This is a genomic window from Psychrobacter immobilis, assembly GCF_003148585.1.
In the GTDB taxonomy this organism is placed as follows: domain Bacteria; phylum Pseudomonadota; class Gammaproteobacteria; order Pseudomonadales; family Moraxellaceae; genus Psychrobacter; species Psychrobacter immobilis.
This window is the reverse complement of the sequence record NZ_QGGM01000009.1, coordinates 19774-44013: the sequence shown is the minus strand read 5'-3', so window position 1 is coordinate 44013 and position 24240 is coordinate 19774. Positions and strand designations below refer to the sequence as shown.

The window sequence follows — 24240 nt, the reverse complement described above, 5'->3', positions numbered from 1 at the left end:
TGTCAGAGATATGCGTGAATAAAATAAAGAATGCCTCTTACTATAATAAGAGGCATTTTTTTGGCGTATAGAAATATAAACTTAAGATTTAGAGGTTTTTTAACTTCTCGTACTGTTCAGCTATGGCCCAATTGATATGTACATCGAGCATTTCGTTATGTACGCCCAACTTTGATTGTAACTGAGTAATGGTTTCTTCATTACCATTAGCATTTCCAAGACCAATCGCGATATTACGCAAAAAGTTCACATAGCCTGTGCGTCTAAGCGGGCTGCCTTCAGTTTTTTTCATAAATTCAGCTTCTTGCCATTGCCACAGCTCAAGCAAACTGCTGCTATCAAGGTTATGCCGTGGTGCGAAATCCTCTACAGGTGTAAGATTGGCGTAGCGATTCCAAGGACAGATAAGTTGACAGTCGTCACAACCGAAGATGCGATTACCAATCGCGCGGCGGTATTTTATATCGATAATACCGTCGTGCTCGATAGTGAGGTAGGAGATACAAGCTGAAGCATTGAGCTCATAGGGCGCGACAATCGCTTGAGTGGGACAGATATCGATACAAGCGCTACAACTGCCGCAATGCTTTTTGACGGGTTTGTCATCAGGTAACTCTAGGCTAATAAATAGCTCACCCAATACAAAAAATGAACCCGCTTGCTTGTTGATTAATAAGGTGTGCTTTCCTGTCCAGCCAAGACCAGCAGCATCGGCAATGGGTCGCTCGAAAATAGGAGCAGAGTCGCTAAAAGGCCTAAAAATAAAATCTTGCTCTGAACCTATATTGAGGTGTTGCCACTCAGGAAGCATGGCTTCTATCTTTAGTGCCAATTGCTTCAAACGACTGCGCATCGTTTTATGATAGTCGCGTCCTCTGGCATAACGAGCAATGATACCTTGATTGGGGTAGTCATTGTCAGTAATCGTACGTGGAGTTGGTGCTTGAGTCAGGTAATCCATACGGACACTGATGATGGTTTTTGCCCCTTCTACCAGTTGGTCAGGATTTGCCCGCAGTTCATGATTGTTATGCATAAACTGCAGTTGCCCCTCATAGCCTTTTTCGAGCCATTGTTGCAATTGTACAATCTGCTTAGCAAATAAAGGATGATGCACCGATAAAAAACCGCAGTCGGCAAACCCTAAAGCCTGTGCTTGGTCTTTAATCCATTGTTTGACATCTGCTGTGGTGGTAAATATTGGGCTATTATTTACCTTAATCTTTTTTTCGGACGCAGGCTTAGGTTCAGAAGAGATTTGCTTAGCTGATTTCTGCTGGGTTGAAGAGATAGGCAAGTTTGCTTTAGGAAGATTATTCATGTGTGACAGTAGGCGATAGAGTGAATATCGATATAATAAGCCAGTGAGCTAAGAGCGCAAGTATAAAAGCAAATAATTTCACATTCATATTGATACATACGTTGATGTAAGCGTTTGCTAAGCTGATGCTAAATGATAGTAATCATATCTCAATAAAATAAAAAATCAGCAAAAAATACTCAAGGATTAGTTATGAAAAATCAGATCGATTTATCACCTATAAAAAGTACAAAACCTATCCCGTTATATAGCAGCGAACAACTCTATGCGATGGAGCAAGCATGGTTTGTAGAGGGTCATGATAGTTTTGGGTTGATGAAACAAGCAGCCTGGCAAATGGCGCAACACATAGAGCAATTATATGAACAAAAACAATTAAACATATATCCATCAGCCACTACTTATGTGCCTCGTCGTCATATGCGTCAGCATCGAGTGAGCATTTGGGTTGGAAAGGGTAATAATGGTGGCGACGGTTGGCTAATTGCTTATTATTTACAGCAAATGGGTTGGCAGGTACAAGTGGTAACAGTGGGTTTTGAGAGTGATGATTTTGATACCAGTGACACAATAGCATTCTCCGACGCACAAAAAGCCCTAAAAGAGGCGCTATTGGCCAATTGCCCTTATCAACGCTTTGAAAATAGTGCTTGTGATCTAGAAGAAGAAGTAGATGGTAATCTGCAAGCCGATGTTTATATTGATGCGCTGTTTGGTATTGGACTGGATCGTGCGCCTACAGGTGTTTATAAAACAGCCATTAGCACTTTTAATGAGTTATCTGAACGAAATAACACCTTGGTCATTGCGGTTGATATTCCAAGTGGTTTGGTGGCTTCGACTGGTGAGGTATTTGAGCATGTGGCTATACAATCTGATATAACGCTATGCTTAATTGCACGGAAATTCGGTTTGCATACCAAGGATGGTATGGATTGTAGCGGCAAGGTAGTTGATATACCGCTGATACCTTATCCAATAAATGACAAAAGATTCATGCCAGTAGCAACACTGATTACTATTGCATATGGTCTAAGTCCTCGCCGTCAAAATAGCTACAAAGGTAGCTATGGTCATGTACTGATTATTGGCGGTAATCGTATCGATGGCTCACAAGGTATGGGCGGCGCTGCGATACTGTCTGCTTCGAGCTCGATGGCGGCAGGAGCGGGTAAAATTACAGTTGCTTGCCATGAGGCTTTTCATAGCGCCCTATTAACGTCGCTACCAGATGCAATGACGATTAATTTGCATGATATGGACGGAGTGCAGGAGTTAATCAAGTCAGCCACTGTGATTGCGATTGGTATGGGGCTTGGTCGTGATGAAAAAGCAAAAGTGTTGTTTATAAAGTATCTACAAACTGCGATGACAGCTAAAAAGGCAATAGTGATTGATGCTGATGGACTTTATCATTTGGCATCATTGCAATTAGAGCATCATGAATTGGTCAGTCAGCTGCGAGAATATAGCGTTAATCATCAAGTTTGTTTAACACCGCACAGTGGCGAAACTGCTAGATTACTGAATAAGAGAATCAGTGAGGTGGAAAGCAATAGACTACAAGCGATAAAACAGTGCGCTACAACTTATGGTGGTGAATGGGTGCTAAAAGGCGCAGGTTCTTTGATATTAGAGCAGGGCTTAGATGAGCACCACGTTTATGTTTGTGCTGTCGGTAATGCTGGGATGGCGACGGCTGGCATGGGTGACGTGTTATCTGGTGTCATTGCTGGTCTGCTAGCACAACAAGATTTATCATCAGGAATGCGAAGCTTGCATCAAGCGGTTGTTATACATGGATTAGCAGGGGATACGCTGGTCAATCAAAGTAATAATACGTTGTTGGTTGGACAACGAGGACTACAAGCTCAGGATATGCCAGCAGCCATTCGTCATGTGATGCAGCTATTGATTAACGTCTATAATTAGCATTAAGCCTAGGTAGTTGAGTTGCCACAATACTGATCAATTGCCTGCTGTACACGTTCACGTTTGAGTTCAATTTCACGACCGTCTAAATATTGACGCTTGCCATTTGCATCCATCTCATAAATACGTCCGCCGACATTCAAGTTGGTCAAATTATTGCGGAGTGACTGGCAACGCTGTGCATTGGCTTGTGCTTCTTGTTCTTTAATCCGTGCTTCAAGCGCTGCAACTCTTTGCTCTTCTACGCTTTGAGTACTAGTACTTTGATTGGCATCTGTTTTGCCAGCCAATTGTCCTGCATTGCTTTGTCTGCCGTCACTACGAAATTCAATCAGCTCAATGTTTTTACCATTTTGCGGCACATGTTGGCTGTATTTGACTTCACCATGTGCACCAACAGATTTGTAAACTTGAATAGCATGACTGGCATTCATCGACAGCATTAGCACATACGCAGTACTCACAAGCAGTTTGGTAGCAGTATTGATTTTAGACGTATATGCCATAGTAGCAATCCTCTCAAGGGGTAAAAAACAGATGTGTATATATGTGTCAATATAACATTTAAGTGTTGGAATGGTACTAAAAATGTACCAGCTCTCGATTCTAACAAATAATCCTTATGAATGTATATTATTTAATAACTAATAGTTAGGGATGGGCTTTAGAAGTTTTTCTTGACAATAGCTCACAAACCATCGAATATAATAGCAGTTGATTGGTCAGTGAGCGGCTTTTATGATATTGCCGTGGCACTTGAAAATGAGGACGATAGGTTACTTATCAGTGGCTTACGCAGTTTTCGTTTCTTTGTGACAATGATATTGCAAAGATAGTAATCATAACGATTGTTATCGATGACTTTATGTATTGTCTCCGGACTTATCTGTCTACAATGACTAAGATAAACTTATTATTTGAAATGCGCTAAGCGTGACTCTAGCGGTTGTATTAAACATGGAAAAATATTCAGCAATTCAATCTTTTTAATAAGCCTGTCGTAAAATCTAACCATTTTACAAATTAGTATTGGCTGTGAGAGTGATTTAAATTGTGAATATCAATGCCCCTGTATAAATCAATCTGTTGTAAATGCTATCTGCTATTTATCAATAATAAGCTTCTTTTATAGATGCACACGCATCTTGTCACTGTACATCGATAGACTCCTGCCATAAAACTGACCCTACATATATTGCTGTGTTTGAGTAGCCTGCTGTCTTATAAAACAGCGTTACTTAGAGATAGTGGGCACACATTCTTGATATGGATAAGGATTTGCAGCCATTTCTATAAGACGAACCATCTTGTGTAAATAGCGTGGTTTTCTCTTATAAATGAACGCTAATTCTTGACAAAAAAAAGGTGATGACAGTGACGCAAACCACGCAAAGTCCGAATATGACGGGACATACCCAAACGGGGAATGCCGCCAAAAATTTTGAAGAAAAGCAACAACGCATTGCTGAGGGTAGTGAGCAACCTATAATGCTATCTGGTGCTGAGATGTTGGTGCAATCACTGACTGATGAGGGCGTCAAATATATTTTTGGCTATCCAGGTGGTGCGGTTCTTCATATCTATGATGCTTTGTTTCAACAAGAAAATATCGAGCATATTTTAGTACGTCATGAGCAAGCAGCCGGTCACATGGCAGATGCTTATTCGCGAGTCACAGGGCAGACAGGTGTAGTATTAGCGACGTCAGGTCCAGGTGCTACTAATACCGTAACGGCTATCGCAACAGCGTTTATGGATTCTGTGCCGATGGTGGTTATCGCAGGTCAGGTACCTAGCAGCCTAATTGGGGAAGATGCCTTCCAAGAAACAGATATGGTCGGTGTATCACGTCCTATCGTGAAGCACAGCTTTCAAGTGCGCCACGCTAGCGAAATCCCAATGATTGTCAAAAAAGCCTTTTATATTGCTCAGTCTGGACGCCCAGGTCCTGTAGTGATTGATGTGCCAAAAGATATGACCGCGCCAAGTGAAAAGTTTGCTTACGCTTATCCCGAAGAAGTGTTTATACGTTCGTATCAGCCGTCATTAAAAGGTCATAGTGGTCAGATTAAAAAAGCGGTTGAAACGCTGCTTGCTGCAAAGCGTCCGATTGTTTACTCTGGTGGTGGTGTTGTTTTAGGCAATGCGCATAAAGAGCTTACTAATCTTGCGCACCGTTTAAACTTACCAGTAACCAATACCTTAATGGGCTTGGGTGCGTTCCCTGGTTCTGATAGTCAGTTCTTAGGTATGCTTGGTATGCATGGCACGTATGAAGCCAATATGACAATGCATCATGCCGACGTCATCTTGGCAGTTGGCGCACGTTTTGATGACCGTGTCACTAATAATGTCAAAAAATTCTGTCCGAATGCGACGATTATTCATATTGATATTGATCCTACCTCTATTTCAAAAACGATTAATGCGCATATTCCGATCGTGGGCGATGTCAAATCTGTCCTGACCGATATCATAGAAATTGTTGGTGATGATAAAGAGTTAGATCAACCAGCATTATTAGATTGGTGGTCACAGATTAATGAGTGGCGTAAGCGTCATGGCCTGCGTTATGACACTAGCACTGATAATGGCATTAAGCCTCAAGCGGTCGTTCAAGCTTTAGATAAAGTGACGAATAGTAACGCTATTATCACGAGTGACGTCGGTCAGCATCAGATGTTTGCAGCGCTTTATTATACCTATAATGAGCCGCGCCAATGGCTAAACTCAGGTGGTTTAGGAACGATGGGTGTTGGCTTGCCGTATGCGATGGCAGCCAAACTTGCTAACCCTGAGCGTGACGTGGTTTGTATTACCGGTGAAGGCTCCATTCAGATGAATATCCAAGAGCTCTCAACCTGCTTACAATATAATTTGCCAGTTAAAATCTTAAATCTAAATAACGCCCAATTAGGCATGGTGAAGCAATGGCAAGATATGCTGTATGAAGGTCGTCATGCCCATTCTTATATGAATTCACTACCAGACTTTGTCAAACTCGCTGAAAGCTATGGTCACGTCGGTATCAAGATTACTGATCCTGCGACCATGGAAGCCCAATTGGCGGAAGCCATGGCAATAACAGATAGATTGGTATTTATTGACGTTTATGTCGATCGTAACGAGCATGTATATCCGATGCAAATCGCTGGGCAAGCGATGCGTGATATGTGGTTAACAAAAGGGGAGCGTACCTAATGCAACAACAACATCTGATTTCGGTATTGATGGAAAACGAAGCGGGTTCGTTGTCGCGAGTGGTCGGTCTATTCTCTCAACGTGGCTACAACATTGAAACTTTGAACGTTGCGCCAACAGACGACTCGAGTATTTCTCGCTTAACATTGACCACTATTACATCACCTGAAAAAATAGAACAAATCACCAAGCAATTGCATAAATTGATTGAAGTGGTTAAAGTGCTTAATCTGTCAGATACCGTACACGTCGAGCGCGAGTTGATGCTCATAAAAGTACGGGCAACGGGTGGCGTACGTGAAGAGATTAAACGCAGTGCCGATATTTTTCGTGCACAAATCGTTGATGTGAACGCCAATCTATATACCATTCAAATCGTCGGTGACAAAGCCAAACTTGACGGCTTTATTGATGTGATTGGTCGTGAACGTATTATGGAAGTGGTGCGTTCGGGTGTGATTGGTATTGCACGCGGCGAAAAAACGCTCAGTTTATAATGGGTGCTTACTGTACTTATTGTAGGTCAAATTATTTATTCAAACATTAACATAGCGCTTATCTCACCCATCACTTCGATAAGGTGATTATAATTTAAGTGTTTATTTATCCATGGCAAGCCATGATTTAGGAAAAGGACTCTGTTTATGAACGTTTATTATGATAAAGATTGTGATCTATCAATCATCCAAGGCAAAAAAGTTGCCATCATTGGTTATGGTTCACAAGGCCATGCACACGCGCTTAACCTACAAGATTCAGATGTTGATGTGACCGTTGGTCTACGTGCTAACTCTGGCTCATGGAAAAAAGCAGAAAACGCAGGTCTAAAAGTAGCTGAAGTAGAAGAAGCGGTAAAAGCCGCTGATGTCATCATGATTTTGACGCCTGATGAGTTTCAAAAAGAGCTATATAATGATGTAATCGAACCAAACATCAAAGAAGGTGCAACCCTAGCGTTTGCTCATGGTTTTGCGATTCATTATAACCAAGTCGTACCACGTGGTGATCTTGATGTCATCATGGTTGCGCCAAAAGCACCAGGTCATACGGTACGTTCAGAGTTTGCAAAAGGCGGCGGTATTCCAGATTTGATCGCTATCTACCAAGATGCATCAGGTCAAGCCAAGCAATTAGCCTTATCTTATGCTGCTGGTGTTGGTGGTGGTCGTTCAGGTATCATCGAAACGACGTTCAAAGATGAGACTGAAACGGATCTATTTGGTGAGCAAGCGGTACTTTGCGGCGGTGCAGTAGAGCTGGTTAAAATGGGCTTTGAAACCCTAACTGAAGCTGGCTATGCCCCAGAAATGGCTTACTTTGAGTGTTTGCATGAGTTAAAGCTTATTGTAGACCTCATGTATGAAGGCGGTATCGCTGACATGAACTATTCAATCAGTAACAACGCTGAATATGGCGAATACGTAACTGGCCCTGAAGTCATCAATGAGCAATCACGTGAAGCCATGCGTAATGCCCTAAAACGCATTCAGTCTGGTGAGTACGCGAAGATGTTTATCTCTGAAGGCGCAACCAACTATCCATCAATGACTGCTCGTCGTCGTAACAATGCAGAGCATCAAATCGAAATCACTGGCGCTAAGCTACGTGGCATGATGCCTTGGATCGGTGGTAATAAAATCATCGATAAAGAAAAAAACTAATTCAGTATTAAGAGATTAATCGCTGATATAGAACTAAGAGCCCATGCTATTACTTAATAGTGTGGGCTTTTTTAGTTTGCACTACTTTAGTGAAATTTTAACCACAATCGCTTTGGTGTTGGTTGAAAACGACCAATCGATGCCTCATATATCTAGCCTTCATTGATTTTTTTGAATATTCTTAGTGCAACCAATTGCTGGTTAATTATCAAGACGATTGAGTTGCGCGTTCTTATTTTTTATAGATTATAGGTTGTGTGTTGTGCAAATATCTTATCCAGACTGGCTAACGCCGCAATTCGTATATATTACTCTTAGCGCTGTGGTAGCTGTTTTAATATGGATAGAAGGGGAGATGCTCAAAAAAACCGATGGCAAATTGCCTAAGTCTAAGTTTTTTCAAATCAGCTCACTCTTGGATACTTTGTGGTTCTTTATTTCCGTTGTCATATTATATGTGATTGATTTGACGCCACTAGCCATTACGGTACCTGCTGCTTATGGCATCTATACTACCTTTGGATGGATATACGGGACGCGTTTACTAAAGCGTAAAGGTATTCCTGACTCTCCTAAAGACTTGGTGATACCTGCTAAATACATCGCCTATAGTCAGTCATTTTCGCTGATATTTTTTGCGCTTTGTTTGTTAGTATTAAGTTCACCGTGGCTACCGATATCTCAATGAAGCATATGCTGACTTATCACCTATTTATTATTTGAGATAATGCTGTCACCAACTCAAATGACACCTTTACGTTAGAATGATAGATAGTAAATGATATAAAATATCTTTCTTATCAATGTATTAGATAGTATTTAATTGGCTTTCGTGACTTTTCAAAACCGATTGTTGCTGTTTACAAAAATCATCAATTTAACCTGTTGCGATTATAAAAAGCTGCTATAATCAGCCTGTACTCAAAAGATTTTAGGTCGTAATTTCAAGCTATCTAACGATATTTTGATCGTATTGACTGTTGCATTTAGCAGAAAATAGTTTGGGTATATATCAATTAATCGGTGATGACACACGTCTCGCCAACAGTTAAAGAGTTAGGAAAATTTATGTCAGATAAAGTTGAAGGCACTGTAAAGTGGTTTAATGAAGCTAAAGGTTTTGGTTTTATCGCTCAAGACAATGGCGGACAAGACGTATTCGCTCACTACAGCGCTATCCAAGGTGGTGGTTTCAAAACTCTAGCCGAAGGCCAAAAAGTGTCTTTCATCTTAGGTGATGGCAAAAAAGGCCCACAAGCCGAGCAAATCGAAGCTATCTAATCTCATTTGACATCTGGTAAGCTGATTAGTCAGTAAGCTTGATGACAGTAAGATTATCAATATGCATTGATGCCTTTGTTTGTTAAAACAATAAAAATACTGTTTCAACTCTAAAAAAAAGCAACCTCTTATCAGGTTGCTTTTTTTATGCCATTTTTCTCGCTATAAACGTAAAATCATCAAAAGCATACTGATATTAGCTGTCAGTCATCAGCACTGACTCAAAAAAGATCTAACAAAATAAGGTTGTTTTATGAAGTGGGAGGCATGGTTTTCAATCGATTGGCAGCAAGTGCTGGGTATTTCTCTATCTGCAATCGGTTTTTATTTAGGGTTAATGTTATTTACAAGATTGATGGGGTTGCGAAGTTTCTCCAAGCTCTCAAGCCATGATTTTGCGATGACTGTCGGTATTGGCAGTATACTCGCTTCAACGGTGCTATCAGACACACCGTCATTAATGCAAGGGCTGTTTGCTGTCGCAGTATTGTTTGTGATTCAAGGGGTTATCTCATTTATCAGGCGTAAATTCAAACCCTTAAAATCTCTGATAGACAATCGAGCCATTATATTAATGGCGCATGGCGAGTATTTTAGTGGAAATCTAAAAGAGGCCAATCTTAGTACCAGTGATGTTCAACAGGTTTTACGCAAGAATGGTATCAAGTCTAAAACGGAAGTATTTGCTGTCATTATGGAAACCACAGGGGATATGAGTGTCATCAAAAATAATGCGGTTACGCCTGACTGGTCATTATTCGATGATATACGCGACAGTGAGTTGCTGATTGGTTCCAGTAAAAACAGCAAGTCGTAGATTTTGAGTTTTTGGTTTTTGTGCTCGATGGATGCCAACGAGATAGATCACAACAATCCATTAAGTAACTATCGTATTGACAGTGCTAAAAACAGGTGAAATATTGAGAATGTAGGTTAAAGAAGACTGTAAAATTGTGCACTTATAAACTATTTATTATAGAATGGTGACAAATTTATGACGCATTATTCACGGCGTTGTCTTGACCTTATGCCTGTGGTCACGCAAGATACAGGGGTCTGATAATAATGGTTGGCTTAGCTTTAGCAGATTTTATCAATGAGTAGTGTGATACTAATACCATTTTCGGTATTGTTTCTTCTTACTTAATTAACTACTATCTGTTGACGCAGTAATAACCCTAAGTAGTATTTTGAACGACAGTTTAAAAAAATGAACCTTTGGTTCTTAACTGACAATTTTTAATTCATAACATTAATAAACGAGGAACGTATGAAAGCATTAGTAGCGGTCAAGCGTGTCATTGATTACAACGTAAAAGTTCGTGTAAAAGCTGACAACTCTGGCGTTGATTTATCAAACACTAAGATGTCAATCAATCCTTTTGATGAGATTGCAGTAGAAGAAGCGGTTCGTCTAAAAGAAGCGGGTGTGATTGACGAAATCATTGTTGCTTCAATCGGTCCAAAAGAATCACAAGAGCAAATTCGTGCAGCGTTAGCATTGGGTGCTGATCGTGGTGTTTTAGTGTTGACTGATGACAAGCCGTATCCATTACAAATTGCTAAGATCCTCAAAAATATCGCCGAGAGTGAAGGCACTGATATTATCTTATTGGGTAAGCAAGCCATTGATGATGATAACAACCAGACTGGTCAGATGCTAGCGGCATTGATGGGTATCGGTCAGGGTACGTTTGCATCAGAAGTAAAAGTTGAAGGCGATAAAGTAAACGTGACTCGTGAAATCGACGGTGGTTTACAGACGCTAGCACTTGAGTTACCAGCGGTTATTACCACTGATTTACGTTTGAATGAGCCTCGTTATGCTAAATTGCCTAACATCATGAAAGCGAAGAAAAAGCCACTTGATGAAAAAACGCCTGCTGATTTTGGTGTTGATATGGCCTCTAAGCAAGAGATCATTAAAGTTGTGCCACCTGCTGAACGTAAAGCTGGCATCAAAGTGGGTTCAGTGGATGAGTTGGTCGATAAGCTAAGAAACGAAGCAAAAGTCATTTAATGTTTCAATGATTGGATACTTCGCTACGGCATATCCTGTACAAGGCTATAGATCTGGCTGATTTATTTTATATAAAATAATAGTTGCTCAAACAGCTTTGTACATAAACAACCGCATGAATAGATGATACGAACAAAAAAGGATTAAAACCATGGCAATTTTGGTATATGCAGAACATGACAATGCCAGTCTAAAAAAGGCAACTTTGAATACCATCGCTGCTGCTCAGCAAATGGGTGATGATATCCATGTGTTAGTTGCAGGTAGTGGTGCTCAAGCTGTCGCTGACCAAGCAGCTAAAGCAGAAGGCGTGACTAAAGTATTATTAGCAGACAACGCTGCCTATGAGCATCAATTGGCGGGTAACGTCGCGCTATTGGTTGCTGATATCGCTGGTGATTACAGCCATATCCTTGCACCAGCAACAACCACTGGTAAGAACTTTATGCCACGCGTTGCCGCTTTACTTGACGTAAGCATGCTATCAGAAATCTCAGCCGTCGTAGATGCGCAAACGTTTGAGCGTCCTATCTATGCTGGTAACGCCACAGCAACTGTTAAGACCACAGAAGATAAAGTTGTCATGACAGTACGTACCACGGCTTTTGACCCAGTAGCAAGCGAAGGTGGATCAGCTACTGTTGAGACAATCGACAACGTGCAAGAAACTGGCAAAGCAAGCTTCGTTAATGAAGAGATGGCGAAATCTGACCGTCCTGAATTGACTTCAGCAGGCATTGTAGTTTCTGGTGGTCGTGCCTTAGCAAATGGTGAAAACTTTACCAAATATATCGAACCATTGGCTGATAAACTTGGCGCTGCCGTTGGTGCATCACGTGCCGCTGTTGATGCAGGGTATGTACCAAACGATATGCAGGTCGGTCAAACGGGTAAAATCGTTGCACCAGACTTATATATCGCAGCGGGCATTTCAGGCGCGATTCAGCATTTAGCAGGTATGAAAGATTCTAAAGTTATTGTTGCTATCAACAATGACCCAGAAGCACCTATCGCTAGCGTTGCTGATTACTTCTTAGAAGCGGATTTATTTACAGCATTGCCTGAGCTTACTAGCAAGGTTTAATCGTTATTTAGTGATTAGTTAAGTATAAAAACCCGCTATTATTTATAGCGGGTTTTTCGTATTTGAGAGGTATGTTTTTGATTCAGTCAAACAACATTAGTTATAATTTCTTTGACGTAGTGTTTCATACAAGCATAATGAGCCTGCAATAGCGACATTCAGACTTTCTTGACCATTAGGCTGTGGTAGAGCGATAGGGGTGGCGCACTGCATCAGCTCATCACAAACGCCTTGTCCTTCATGCCCCATAATCCAAGCAATAGGTTTTTTTAAGTCATGTTGATAAATGACTGTATCAGTATGGGAGCTGGTAGCAAATAGCGGTGTTTGCACATGCTCCAAAATATCTTGCGCACTTAGACCTTCATAAATAGTCAGAGCAAACTGAGCACCCATGCCTGCTCGTAATGTCTTAGGGGACCACGCTTGTGCCGTAGCGTTGGTACAGAGTATGTTCTTGATGCCAACCGCTGCTGCGGTGCGTAATAGGGTGCCCACATTGCCGCTGTCTTGCACATCATTTAAAATCAAGCAGTCATCATTAATCATCGATAAACTAGGCGTTGATACCTTAATGATTGCCATGATATCGATACCAGTACCTAAGCTACGAATGCTCTCATACAGCGAATTTGATAACGTTAAAATAGGCGTATAAGTAGGCAAGCGCGTCAAAATTTGCTGAACCTCAGGATGGTTGTGCGCAGACTCTGCGAGTAGGATTTGGGCAAACGGGTAGTCGCTACGCAGCGCCGCATCGATGAGATGGACGCCTTCAATCACCGTTTGACCTTGCTTCTTCCGCTGCCGCGCTTGCGTTAACAAGGATTTGACAAGTTTAACGGTCGTATTTTTATCTGAGGTAATAAGCTCGGTGGGATTTGCTACCATAGTGGATCGCTTAGAAAAAAATATAAAAAAATTAAACGATCAGTATAAAGCTTATAAATGCTCTGGCTTTATACTGATTGTTATCAAAGTAAAGGCAAAGTGCTTATTTATCAGCGTAAGTTACATGCAGATTTTTAACATAATTGACTTCATTTTTGCTGCCTAGTACCACTGGGACGCGTTGGTGAATATCGGTTGGCTCTATGTCTAAAATGCGATTGATTGCATCAGTAGCAGCGCCACCCGCACGCTCAATCAATAAGCTCATTGGATTGGCTTCATACATCAAGCGTAATTTGCCCGCTTTATTGGCATATTTGGTATCGAACGGATAAGTGAAGAGACCACCACGACATAAAATACGATGCACATCACCGACCATGGCCGCCACCCAGCGTGTATTGAAATCGCGACCACGGACACCCGTTTCGCCAGCAATTAACTCATCGATATACTGCTGCATGGGTGCGCGCCAGTAGCGGTAGTTTGAAGCATTGATGGCATATTCGCTGGTATCGGCATCGATTTGCACATTTTCTTGTATGAGCACATACTCATTGGTGTCAGGGTCTAGGCTAAACATCACGACATGATCGGCGATAGTTAGCGCTAGTACGGTAGAAGTGCCATAAAGCAAATAACCGGCTGCTAGCTGTTGATTACCTGCTTGTAAAAAATCAGCATTCTCACTGACTTGACCTTGGCGCTGGTACGGTAAAACAGAAAAGATAGTGCCAACGGCCATATTAATATCGATGTTTGATGAACCATCAAGCGGATCGAACAATACCAACAAACTGCCATCTGCATTGGCAGGGGTAGCATCGTCAAGCTCCTCTGAGGCAACGCCTGCACAATGGGTATTCTTCGCCAAAGCATCTAACAATAAGTCATTGGCCAGTACGTCCAGTTTCTTTTGGTCTTCACCTTGGACGTTTTGGTTGCCAGCTTCACCTAGAATGTCTGCTAGTGCCCCTTTTCTCAATAATTGTGAGATGGTTTTACCCACGTCGGTGACAGTCGTAATAACGTCACTCAGTGCAGGATTGGGTGAATAATCATTGAGATAGTCTGTAAGGGTTGTCATAAGGCTTCCTAATAAATGCTACTGAAACTAAGGATTAAGTAAGGGGTTGGAAAATCGGTTGGGTCGCATGTTACAGACCTAAATCTGGCAAATTTTTAAATACCTCGCACGGCATCTTTGTCCTGACCACAAAATCAGCTACACTATCACTATTATTATTTATCGTTTGGCTAAGCGGATTTTTAATGATGGTTTTGACAGGTCTATGGCTACTGCCCAAGAGGATAACAATGGCTGTTTTTTACGGCGCTATGTCTCTCACTGCCACTGGGGTAAATTGTAGCAAATAAGTGCCAAAATGTCCTTGTCTCTGTGCTTATCGTCGACTATAAATCGCCAAAAAACGCATAAATAATGATTATTAAATCATATAAACCAACAATAAAGACCTGCCATTATGCCAAATTCTATCGATAGCCGCTCAACTCAGACAGTCTCGCCAACGGATTATGCCAAATTCGACCCTTATACCATTCATGAGAAACTTGATGCGTCGTTAAGTAGTCCGCAGCTTAATAGCGATGGCAGTATTCGCCATTTTTTGGGGGTAGAAGGTCTTAATAAAGCGCAGTTGCAGGCGATTATTGCCAAAGCAGAGACATTTTTTGATGATAATGGACAGCTCATTAACCGTCCTGAGCTCGAAGGCTATACGGTAATGAATTTGTTTTTTGAACCGTCAACGCGTACCCGTACGACTTTTGAAGTAGCTGAAAAGCGTCTAGGTGCCAATGTGCTCAATATCGATATCGAGCGCTCTAGTACCAAAAAAGGTGAAAGCTTGCGCGATACGCTGTGGAACCTACAAGCCATGACGGCGGATATTTTTGTGGTAAGGCATTCAGCATCAGGTGCTGCCCATTTTATGGCAACAGAGGTGACACCCGATATTGCTATTATTAATGGCGGTGATGGCTGGCATGCGCATCCAACGCAAGGGATGCTCGACATGCTCACTATTCATCGTGAAGCGCCACGCCCATTTGAGGAGTTGTCAGTGGCTATCGTTGGCGATATCAAGCATTCGCGAGTGGCGCGCTCAGATATCAGTGCACTACAAACCTTGGGTGTAAAAGACATCCGCGTCTGTGCGCCGCGTACCTTATTACCGAAAGGTATTGAGCGTTTCGGCGTACAAGTTTATGAAGATATGAATGAATGTGTCACCGACTGTGATGTCATTATGGGATTAAGAATTCAAAACGAACGTATCGGCTCGCCGCTGCTGGCATCATCGAGTGAATATTATAAACACTACGGTATTACACCAGAGCGCATGGCGTTGGCTAAGCCCGATGCGTTGGTCATGCATCCAGGGCCGATGAACCGCGGTGTTGAGATTGCATCAAGCGTTGCCGATGGCGAGCAGTCAGTGATTTTAAAACAGGTGAATAACGGCATCGCTATTCGTATGGCAGTACTGTCATTAGCTATGGAAGGTCAGCGCGCTCACCAAGCCGCGAATAAATAATCCTCTGCCTCGCTGTTTTATATTTATTTATCCCATTTTATTGATACGGTAATAACGCTCATGACAACTATGTTAAATATAGATGCACCGATAATAAACCATCTTCCTCAATCATTTAAAGACTCACTATCAAGTGCTGCGACAGATAAGTTGGCTTCACTCGACGCTGGTCGTGAAATGTGGCTTCTGCCGCCTTTGGTTGATTTGTGCGCCCGCCTACGTGAACCAGGTCAACAACAACATGGCACTTTGGAATCAGAAGGACGCGCTGCTCGCGCCAATGGTTTTTTGCATGTGGTCATTCCTCCTGATACCAATCCTATCTTAGAGAACGGTTCATTATTAAAAGGCTTACGTGAGCGCGCGCTTGGTGATGGCGGCATATATTTGCATATTTTAGGTGCGTTGACTGCTGGTTTAGAAGGCGAGCGTCCATCAAATATCGCTGGGCTTAAAAAAGGCGGTTGTATAGCCGTTTCTAATGCGCGCCGCCCTTTTCGCAATGATTTAGTATTACTGCGTACACTGGAATACGCCGCGACTTTTAATATGAAAGTATTCTTTTATCCTGATGAACCAAGTCTATCTGGTGATGGCGTGGCGCATGAAGGTTATATCGCGTCATATCATGGCTTGCAAGGGATTCCTTGGATCGCTGAAACGGTTGCCTTGTCAACGCAGTTGCTGATGGTTGAAGAAACAGGCATCGCCGCTCACTTTAGTCAATTATCCTGTAAATCTTCAATCGAATTGATGCGCTGGGCAAAAGATAAAGGCCTGCCCGTGACTTGTGATGTGGCCATGCATCAGTTGTATTTGACCGATGACAATTTAGAGGGTTTTAACGCCCAAGCCTACGTATTACCGCCCCTGCGTAGTAATACCGATCAGCAAGCCATCCGCCGTGGTTTGAAAGATGGCACCATTGACGCGATATGTAGCCATCATGAACCCTTGAACAGTACCGCCAAAAAAGCCCCATTTGCTGAGAGTACACCAGGCATCTCAAATTTTGATACCTTTATGGCGCTGGCTTGTCAGCTAGTAAATGATGAGGTATTAACCTTAGAGCAACTCGTCGATAAAATCTGCCTCAATCCGGCGAAAATCGCTGGCATTAGTGAGCAATATGAGAATATCGGCGGCGCAGTACTGGTGGATCCTAATTTGGAGTGGCAAGTGACCGCCCAATCCATGCTGTCCAATGGTAAAAACACGCCATTCTTTAATCAGCAGTTGCAAGGCCGCGTTGTGGAGACTTTCTTTGGCTAATTTGCCTAGGCAGGATGATAGTCTGCAACCATCCTTGAAGGATAACGATCATCACTTGCACAACCAAACCATCAAGTCGCACGGTACTGCCAGTGAATCTATCAAAGCGGTAGCAGTCTATGAGGTGGTTAAAGGGGTCGGTGCACTATTAGGGGCAGGGGCTTTATGGTCATGGCATACTGACCTTGAGCATTGGCTGACGACGGCGACTGATTCTTGGCAACAGACTTTTGGACAGCTACTGGCACCGCAAGTTGACAGTGTAGTACGGATTGCTCAGCAAGCAAGTAAAAACTGGCCATTATTCTTGTTATTAATCTTTGCTTACGCCAGTCTACGTTTTCTTGAGGCTTATGGCTTATGGCAAGATAAAACATGGGCGTATTGGTTTGGTGTGCTGGGTTATGGGGTGTTTATTCCTATTGAGCTTTACTATCTAATCGTTAGCCCATTTGATTGGTTTAAGCTTGGGATATTAGTCTCAAATCTTCTTATCGTGGTCGTGGTTTATCGTAATATGAAGCGAAAGGGTCTGATATAAAAAGAGCCTATTATATTGCCTATCAAAAAAAACTGAATGTGTGTGAAAAAGCCAGCGTAAGATACTCTCTTATGCTGGCTTTCTTTTGCTAAAACGATTGGTTTAAAACTGGTTACAAATTATGGCTTTGCTGTACTCTTATCAGTGCGAATGCTTTTGGCGACTTTGCCAATACTCAAACCTTGCACCAAGATAGAGAATATCACCACTGCATAAGTGAGTGCCAACAAGATATCGCGTTCGGTTCCCAGCGGCAGCTGCAATACTAAAGCAACCGAAATACCACCACGTAATCCGCCCCATGTCAGCACTTTCCATGCACCAGTCGGTAAATCGAGCTGACGATGAAAGGTTTTGGTCGTCATACCTACAACGATAAAACGTGCAAGTAGGGCAATGACAATCGTCAAACCAGCGGCGATAAATAAATTACCCGAATAAGCAATCATCACTACTTCTAAACCGATGAGTACGAATAAAATAGCATTAAGAATTTCATCGATTAATTCCCAAAATAAATCAATATAATGCCGCGTTTTATCGCTCATCGCCAATGCTCGTCCGCGATTACCAACCATTAATCCCATCATCACCATAGCGAGTGGTCCTGATAAATGCCAATGGCTGGCGAGTGCATAACCACCTATCACACCAGCAAGCGTTAATAACACTTCTTCTTGATAGCTATCGATACTTTTCAGCATGTAATACAAAATCGCCCCAAGTACTAAGCCAAAAATAATGCCGCCACCAGCTTCAACCGCTAGAGTATGCGCCACATAATTGGCGGTTGGGATATCACCACTGGATAAAATCCCTAGCAGCAATACAAAGATGACGACGCCGATACCATCATTAAATAGTGATTCACCCGCGATGACCGTTTCTATACTTTTTGGCGCGCCAGCCGATGAAAGGATGCCCATCACGGCAATGGGGTCGGTCGGTGATATTAGAGCACCGAATAGCAAACACCAAAGAAACGGCAAACCGAAACCAAGCAGCGGCAGCATGAAATAAAGCGCCGTGGCGATAAGCATCGCAGAGACGATGGTACCGACGCAAGCAAGGATACCAATAGGCAGTTTATAACGTTTTAAATCGCTGATATTGACGTGCAGCGCTCCTGCGAACAGTAGCATAGAGAGCATGCCGTCTAATAAAACTTCGGTAAAATCAAGCTGCTCTAATAAGCTTACTTCATAATCAATCAGCTGATCAAACCCCAAAAATCCCAAAAATATGGCGCCAATAGATAATAAAATGGAGATAACCATCACGCCAATCGTGGTCGGTAGACCAATAAAACGATGGTTAACATAAGTTAATAGGGCGGTGATTGATAAGAATATCGCGCTGATTTCAAGTATGGTTAGGCTGCTGGTAGGGGCCATGAAAAAATTCTCAAGTGAGTTTAAAATTGTCATAAGCTTAGCGCTTACAAACACTAAATAGGTTTGATTTTAGTTTAGTTATCGTTTGTCTTTTTATTTTGATTGCGTTTGTAATGCTTGGCGAATATGGGTGTCAAACGCGCTAACATAGTCAAAATACTGATGATGAGCATCGTTGCTAAGTATGAATTGCTGGGCTTGTTGGCACATCGCGCTCAAGTCATCTATCAGCTCTTGATAGCTTAGGTTTTCTTCTCCTGCGCGCTCAATCAGTTTTATCTCATGCAATAGGGTTTGCTGCTGTGCGTTATTTACGCGAGCATAACTTAGATTGACCATCGCCTGACATAGCGCTTTTAAGACCATCAAATCTGCTGCTGCATACCGACGTATCTCGCCTAGTGATGTATTGATAAAATCAGATATTTTGGGAGTATGAGTAACTATGGCTAATATCGCCAAGCGTCGCTGTTTAACTTCGGCTTTCGATGAATCATCGTTTTGTGCCGGTGTATAAAAATGATAGGGACTGGGCGGCTGACGACGCATCATAATACTTAAGCAACTGGTCAGTGATTGTACACAGTTGACTGCTGTTTTTGGATCATTGATACCAGGCGATAAGGCGCGGACGGCGATTTCAGTCATTTGTCCCAAGCTATAAGCAATATCGTTAGAATGAGCCAGTCGTTGTTCGATACGTATACAGCCGGCAAAGCGTTGCCAAAAAAGCCCGTCAGGGGCACGCGGTACAACAGCTAAAGATGGCGTCGCTGTTTTCTGTTGATTGTTTGGATGATCTGCTGGACGCTGGTAAAAGTAGCCGATGACGTTTTTATCAGTGACATAATCACCAAGATTAATACGCATTTGCACCACGCCGCCATAGTCTTGTGTCAGTGTAATCAGTGACTCAAGGTAAAATTGTTGAACATAACCTGAGCTTGGTGGATAGATGGGCACTGCTGACCAATGATGAAACTGTTCAATGTCATGATGTTCTATATCGCGTTGATGCTGGATATCGCAATGATCGCGATACCAATAGTGAATATTATTAATCGCATCATTGCTGGCATTTTGAATCACATGGGAAGCTTGAATGGCATGTACCATATGCTGGACAAAGTACACCAGCAACAGCGCACATATAATAGCCATAATAATACCAAAAGTCACGGCGAGCTGTGGCACACCAAAAGCCACGTCATACTTATGGATGGATTTTAACACCAATAAACTATAACTAAACGTGCCAATGAACGCCCCCAACACAAATTGATTTGGCGTATCGGTCAAAAAATTGCGCAACAGCCGTGGGCCAAATTGCGAAGAGGCCATCGACAGCACGGCGATTGTAATGGAAAAGGTCGTGCCTGCTACGCCTAATACTGCACCTGCAATCGCTGTCATGATAGCGCGCGCCGCATCGTCGTCACCGGTAAAAGCAAAGGTAATCTCTCTGACGGTTTCGCGGTCAAAGTGTTGATCGATAGTGACCAATAAAGGCGCAAGCAATATTCCAACGATGACGCAAGCCGTTGGGATAAACCAATAAGAGCCGATAAGCTGCTGCCATAGGTTTCTTAGTCGATCAGGCATATCGGTCAGTGTCTGTAGTGACCATAATTGGGTAAACTGCTTTAGTCTGTGCGTTATTGTCAGCAATGCAGAGTTAAACCCGCCATTTTCAGGGTGTTTATTCAATATTATATGCTCCACAAGTGACCTAAAAATTGACCCATTTTTTATTACTAAGCTACGATTTTGTTTGGCTAATAAAAACTCTTAAAAGTAAATTAGCTTATCATATAACAGATTGCGCACAAAAATTTAGTAAAAAATAAGCCCCTATCATAGGAGCTTATTTTTAGCATGATGGATTGTTTTGTTAATTGACTAGATTGTCAATCCAATTGCTTATCGCAGTGCTTACTTTTGCTAGCACTGATGGCTCTTCTTTACTGTCCATACTTAATGAACGCGTTTGCATATCATCCGTCGATACTGGCTGTTTTTGCAGACTATCTACGATTAACGGTAGATTATTACCAGCGGTTGCTAAGATAAAGCTTGGGTTTTTGGTTAACGTTGTCCACTTCTGATTCCAGCCACCACTACAATTGTAAGTAATTAAGCTTCCGCGATTATCTACTAAATTACCAGTACGCAAATCAAAGCATTTGCCACCTTGTTTGATTTGGTCGGTACCGTTCATCTCCCAAACTTGCGCTGGCGAGTCCAAGCTACAAGCACCCAAAACCACCCAAGAACCTTGTTCCGTTAAACACTGATCTAATGCCATTTTGCTGTGAATTTTACCTTTAAGATCGTAAATCCACTGTTCAGAGTCATCACCAGTACAGCCACTTGGGCCGCTAATAAAGCTATTTAACTTACCACCTTCTAGAGTTTCAACTTTAAGGCAGTTGTTGCCATTACGGATAGTAGTCACATTATCTAAAGGTTTATCATCTTGTAGCTCTAAATCTATAACAAACTTTTGAAATTCGGTAAGTGCTTCAGGCTCTTTTTTGATTAAATCCGTACGATATACATTGACCCAACGGTTTAGACGATTTAGAGTTTCTTGCTGCTTCTCATAACGCTCTAATGTTTGGAGTGCTAAAGGGCTAAGCTCATCACGATACTCTTTGTAAGAATCATATAATAACTGACCGTTGGCGTCTAAACTAATAGTCGAATTTTCTGCTTGAGCAAGAAGTTTCTGCTCTAAGATTGGCAATTCTACCTTTCTTAGTGCCGTATAGCCCTGTTCTTTACCAAAGGTAACCGCGGGTTTAATCGCATCACTATATTGACGAATATCAATAGTTGAGAGCTGTACTTGTGCTTCATTGACCTTTTTACAGTACAAATCTACTTTTTTCGGGTTGTCTGAAGTCGCTAAATTAACATGGAACTTATTGGCGTTACTGGTCATCCGATTAGGAGCCAACGCAATATCATTAATCGTGTTATTACTATAAGTAACGCTTAACCAGCAGCTTGCTGATTCAAGCGAGTTATGCGGTGTCGGTAACTCAAAGACGTTGCCCCAGTTACCACGTGCTTCAGGATAAATGATGCCTTTTTGCGCGACAGGGTCATAACCGCCTAAAATGGTAAATACTGGCACGCCTTGTAAGCGTGGTTTTAAGTAATTACCGTCGGTACTGTTGTACCAAACGTTTTTGGATTCTTTCCACACTTTAGGCTGGATGACTTCCATCTTTCTAAGCTCGGCATTCCATTTCTTATAGCCAGTAGGTGAGTCAGCGTCAAATACTGCTTTATCAAATGCTGGCTGTATCTTAATTTTTGTACTATAACCCGTATAGTGAGTATAGTTTGAATAAGCGCCACTCTGTGATCCACCAGACATCGCATCGCGACCATAGCCATAGGTGGCTAAGAAAAGAGGTTTACCAGTGAGACCATCACCCTCGACCTGTCGTGGCCAGTCTAAGTTGCTGCGCATTTTGTTTCTGACGCCATTATAGCCCCAGCCACTATTAGCATGATGCTCGGCCCAAAAGAAATCGCCGTTCTGTTCACCAGAATAATGACCCAAGCCATAATGATGACCGATTTCGTGGCTGAACTCATTACCTTGAGAGTCGATTAGGGTCAACATACCATTACCGCCGCTTAAGCCGTGGTTATATTCACCATTCTTATATTTACCGCGAGCGTGATGCGCATTGACGTTCTGGGTCAATTGCGGTTGCTCTTGACTTTGCATTGAAGCACTGGTGACGCCCCAATTGGCTAAATTAATGCCAACACCAAAGGTTGATTTCGCGGTGTTTTCGCGCATATCACCAGCATAAACGCCAGCATCATTTGAGTCACTGACTGAATCATAAATAGTGCCATTGGCGACCATTACTCGTTCGAGCTTCATGTCATCATAGCTAGCAACGGTCATTTGTGCTGCTGGAATGGTTTGGAAGTAGTCTGAACCCGCTCTTTCTGGATCGCGTAGCATATAATGACCCCAAGATTGAGGTGCATCCGTTAACATGCCCAGACGGATATTGGTCAATACCAACTCACCAGGGGCGGCAAAATCTATGTTATCTTCTGACAATTCACCGCTACGATTTTGGTCATCCACAATGCGAATTTTGAGACCACCTTGTACCTCATCCCAGTTGAGCTTGGTTGACCATGCGCGCTTACTGTAAGCAACGCGAGGACGTTGGTCAGTGTTAGTCTGATCCGTGTCTGGGATTTGAGTCGGATCGGCTAAATTGACAGTTCGTAATAAAACCCCGTCTTTGTAAATTTCAGCCGCTAATTTATTAATATCACCCATTTCAAGAGTAGGCGTCACTAATAACAGCGCCTCTTTTTCTGCCGTCAGGCGCGGCATGTTTTTTGCTTCGTTACCCTGTGGATCAACGGTATGATTCTGCCCAAACTGTATCATCGCTTGAAAGTCGCCAACCAAGTCTGGACGAATAGCACGAATTTCTCCCGCTCTACCATCGTGGTCAAAAAACCCTAATAAATAAAAATCAGCAATATCCTTTTTTGGTTCTGGATATTTAATAGGCGTACTTGGTTCAAGTGGCGTAGCAGGAATACTCGTTGCTGGCGGCTTAATAGGCGTACTTGGTTCGAGTGGCGTAGCAGGAATGCTCGTTATTGGTGGTTTAATAGGCGTACTTGGCTCAAGTGGCGTAGCAGGAATGCTCGTTATTAGTGGTTTAATAGGCGTACTTGGTTCAAGTGGCGTAGCAGGAATACTCGTTGCTGGCGGCTTAACAGGCGTACTTGGTTCAAGTGGCGTAGCAGGAATGCTCGTTGCTGGCGGCTTAATAGGCATACTTGGTTCAAGTGGCGTAGCAGGAATGCTCGTTGCTGGCGGCTTAATAGGCATACTTGGTTCAAGTGGCGTAGCAGGAAGACTCGTTACTGGTGGTTTAACAGGCGGCGTTTCTACTGGTAGATTAACGGTTGGTGGTACAAGTGATGATGTGCTGCCATCACCTTCACCACAAGCAGAAAGCATAATGGATACGACACAAATGCTTAGCGCTTTTACTGGGAATGCTATTGTATTTTTCAAGTTATTG

The 24240-nt window shown here is 42.4% G+C and carries 19 protein-coding genes; 12 read left to right on the top strand and 7 right to left on the bottom strand.

The genetic code is table 11. The features are described from left to right. Nucleotides 1–88 precede the first annotated feature (88 nt). Nucleotides 89–1321, bottom strand: a complete 1233-nt coding sequence (gene queG, locus C8D84_RS08460) for a tRNA epoxyqueuosine(34) reductase QueG (RefSeq protein ID WP_109591467.1) — start codon at nt 1319–1321, stop codon at nt 89–91. A gap of 192 nt (nt 1322–1513) precedes the next feature. On the opposite strand from queG, the gene C8D84_RS08455 reads away from it, so the two are divergent. Beyond that, the gene (locus tag C8D84_RS08455) at nt 1514–3253 is read left to right on the top strand and encodes an NAD(P)H-hydrate dehydratase (RefSeq protein ID WP_109591465.1); all 1740 of its coding nucleotides are present in this window, start codon (nt 1514–1516) and stop codon (nt 3251–3253) included. 8 nt (nt 3254–3261) lie between these two features. Here the strand turns inward: C8D84_RS08455 and C8D84_RS08450 are convergent, their stop codons facing one another. Continuing rightward, nucleotides 3262–3759 (bottom strand): DUF4124 domain-containing protein, encoded by a 498-nt coding sequence (locus C8D84_RS08450; RefSeq protein WP_109591463.1) that lies wholly within the window; start codon nt 3757–3759, stop codon nt 3262–3264. Between the two features lie 862 nt (nt 3760–4621). Between C8D84_RS08450 and C8D84_RS08445 the strand changes: the two genes are divergently transcribed. The 8 genes from C8D84_RS08445 (at nt 4622) to C8D84_RS08410 (ending at nt 12500) form a co-directional block, all read left to right on the top strand. After that, a complete protein-coding gene (locus tag C8D84_RS08445; RefSeq protein ID WP_211181278.1) occupies nt 4622–6454 on the top strand; it encodes an acetolactate synthase 3 large subunit in 1833 nt (610 codons plus the stop codon). After that, nucleotides 6454–6951, top strand: coding sequence for an acetolactate synthase small subunit (gene ilvN, locus C8D84_RS08440; protein ID WP_045454430.1), 498 nt, complete (start codon nt 6454–6456; stop codon nt 6949–6951). Before C8D84_RS08445 ends, ilvN begins: the two co-directional genes overlap by 1 nt. A gap of 147 nt (nt 6952–7098) precedes the next feature. Further along, on the top strand, nt 7099–8115 hold the full coding sequence (gene ilvC / locus C8D84_RS08435) for a ketol-acid reductoisomerase (RefSeq protein ID WP_045446660.1): 1017 nt from the start codon (nt 7099–7101) through the stop codon (nt 8113–8115). A gap of 262 nt (nt 8116–8377) precedes the next feature. Further along, nucleotides 8378–8803 carry a hypothetical protein gene (locus tag C8D84_RS08430; protein ID WP_045454429.1) on the top strand — a complete coding sequence of 142 codons (426 nt, stop codon included), beginning with the start codon at nt 8378–8380 and terminating at the stop codon, nt 8801–8803. Nucleotides 8804–9183: 380 nt separating this feature from the next. Next, a complete protein-coding gene (locus C8D84_RS08425) occupies nt 9184–9396 on the top strand; it encodes a cold-shock protein (protein ID WP_010196799.1) in 213 nt (70 codons plus the stop codon). A 253-nt stretch (nt 9397–9649) separates the two neighbouring features. Then, nucleotides 9650–10213, top strand: a complete 564-nt coding sequence (locus C8D84_RS08420; protein WP_045446667.1) for a DUF421 domain-containing protein — start codon at nt 9650–9652, stop codon at nt 10211–10213. Between the two features lie 453 nt (nt 10214–10666). After that, complete coding sequence (locus C8D84_RS08415) at nt 10667–11416, top strand: electron transfer flavoprotein subunit beta/FixA family protein (RefSeq protein WP_045446670.1); 750 nt, start codon at nt 10667–10669, stop codon at nt 11414–11416. 151 nt (nt 11417–11567) lie between these two features. After that, the gene (locus C8D84_RS08410) at nt 11568–12500 is read left to right on the top strand and encodes an electron transfer flavoprotein subunit alpha/FixB family protein (protein ID WP_109591459.1); all 933 of its coding nucleotides are present in this window, start codon (nt 11568–11570) and stop codon (nt 12498–12500) included. 96 nt (nt 12501–12596) lie between these two features. Here the strand turns inward: C8D84_RS08410 and C8D84_RS08405 are convergent, their stop codons facing one another. After that, nucleotides 12597–13391: a TrmH family RNA methyltransferase gene (locus C8D84_RS08405; protein ID WP_109591456.1), complete on the bottom strand. Its 795-nt coding sequence runs from the start codon at nt 13389–13391 to the stop codon at nt 12597–12599. A gap of 103 nt (nt 13392–13494) precedes the next feature. Then, nucleotides 13495–14478: a class 1 fructose-bisphosphatase gene (locus tag C8D84_RS08400; protein WP_109591454.1), complete on the bottom strand. Its 984-nt coding sequence runs from the start codon at nt 14476–14478 to the stop codon at nt 13495–13497. A gap of 397 nt (nt 14479–14875) precedes the next feature. On the opposite strand from C8D84_RS08400, the gene C8D84_RS08395 reads away from it, so the two are divergent. From C8D84_RS08395 to C8D84_RS08385, 3 genes are read left to right on the top strand one after another with little or no spacing between them, the layout of a single operon-like run. Next, a complete protein-coding gene (locus tag C8D84_RS08395) occupies nt 14876–15949 on the top strand; it encodes an aspartate carbamoyltransferase catalytic subunit (RefSeq protein ID WP_109591452.1) in 1074 nt (357 codons plus the stop codon). 60 nt (nt 15950–16009) lie between these two features. Next, nucleotides 16010–17221, top strand: coding sequence for a dihydroorotase (locus tag C8D84_RS08390; protein ID WP_211181274.1), 1212 nt, complete (start codon nt 16010–16012; stop codon nt 17219–17221). Next, on the top strand, nt 17214–17762 hold the full coding sequence (locus tag C8D84_RS08385) for a DUF2127 domain-containing protein (protein WP_109591450.1): 549 nt from the start codon (nt 17214–17216) through the stop codon (nt 17760–17762). Before C8D84_RS08390 ends, C8D84_RS08385 begins: the two co-directional genes overlap by 8 nt. Before the next feature lie 119 nt (nt 17763–17881). Here C8D84_RS08385 and C8D84_RS08380 read toward each other — a convergent pair whose 3' ends face one another. The 3 genes from C8D84_RS08380 to C8D84_RS08370 all read right to left on the bottom strand — a co-directional run bounded on the left by C8D84_RS08380 (nt 17882) and on the right by C8D84_RS08370 (nt 24176). Then, nucleotides 17882–19156 carry a cation:proton antiporter gene (locus C8D84_RS08380; RefSeq protein WP_109591448.1) on the bottom strand — a complete coding sequence of 425 codons (1275 nt, stop codon included), beginning with the start codon at nt 19154–19156 and terminating at the stop codon, nt 17882–17884. A gap of 93 nt (nt 19157–19249) precedes the next feature. Beyond that, nucleotides 19250–20863, bottom strand: a complete 1614-nt coding sequence (locus tag C8D84_RS08375; protein WP_227685453.1) for a DUF2254 domain-containing protein — start codon at nt 20861–20863, stop codon at nt 19250–19252. A gap of 184 nt (nt 20864–21047) precedes the next feature. Beyond that, nucleotides 21048–24176, bottom strand: coding sequence for a M66 family metalloprotease (locus C8D84_RS08370; protein WP_109591444.1), 3129 nt, complete (start codon nt 24174–24176; stop codon nt 21048–21050). Nucleotides 24177–24240 lie beyond the last annotated feature (64 nt).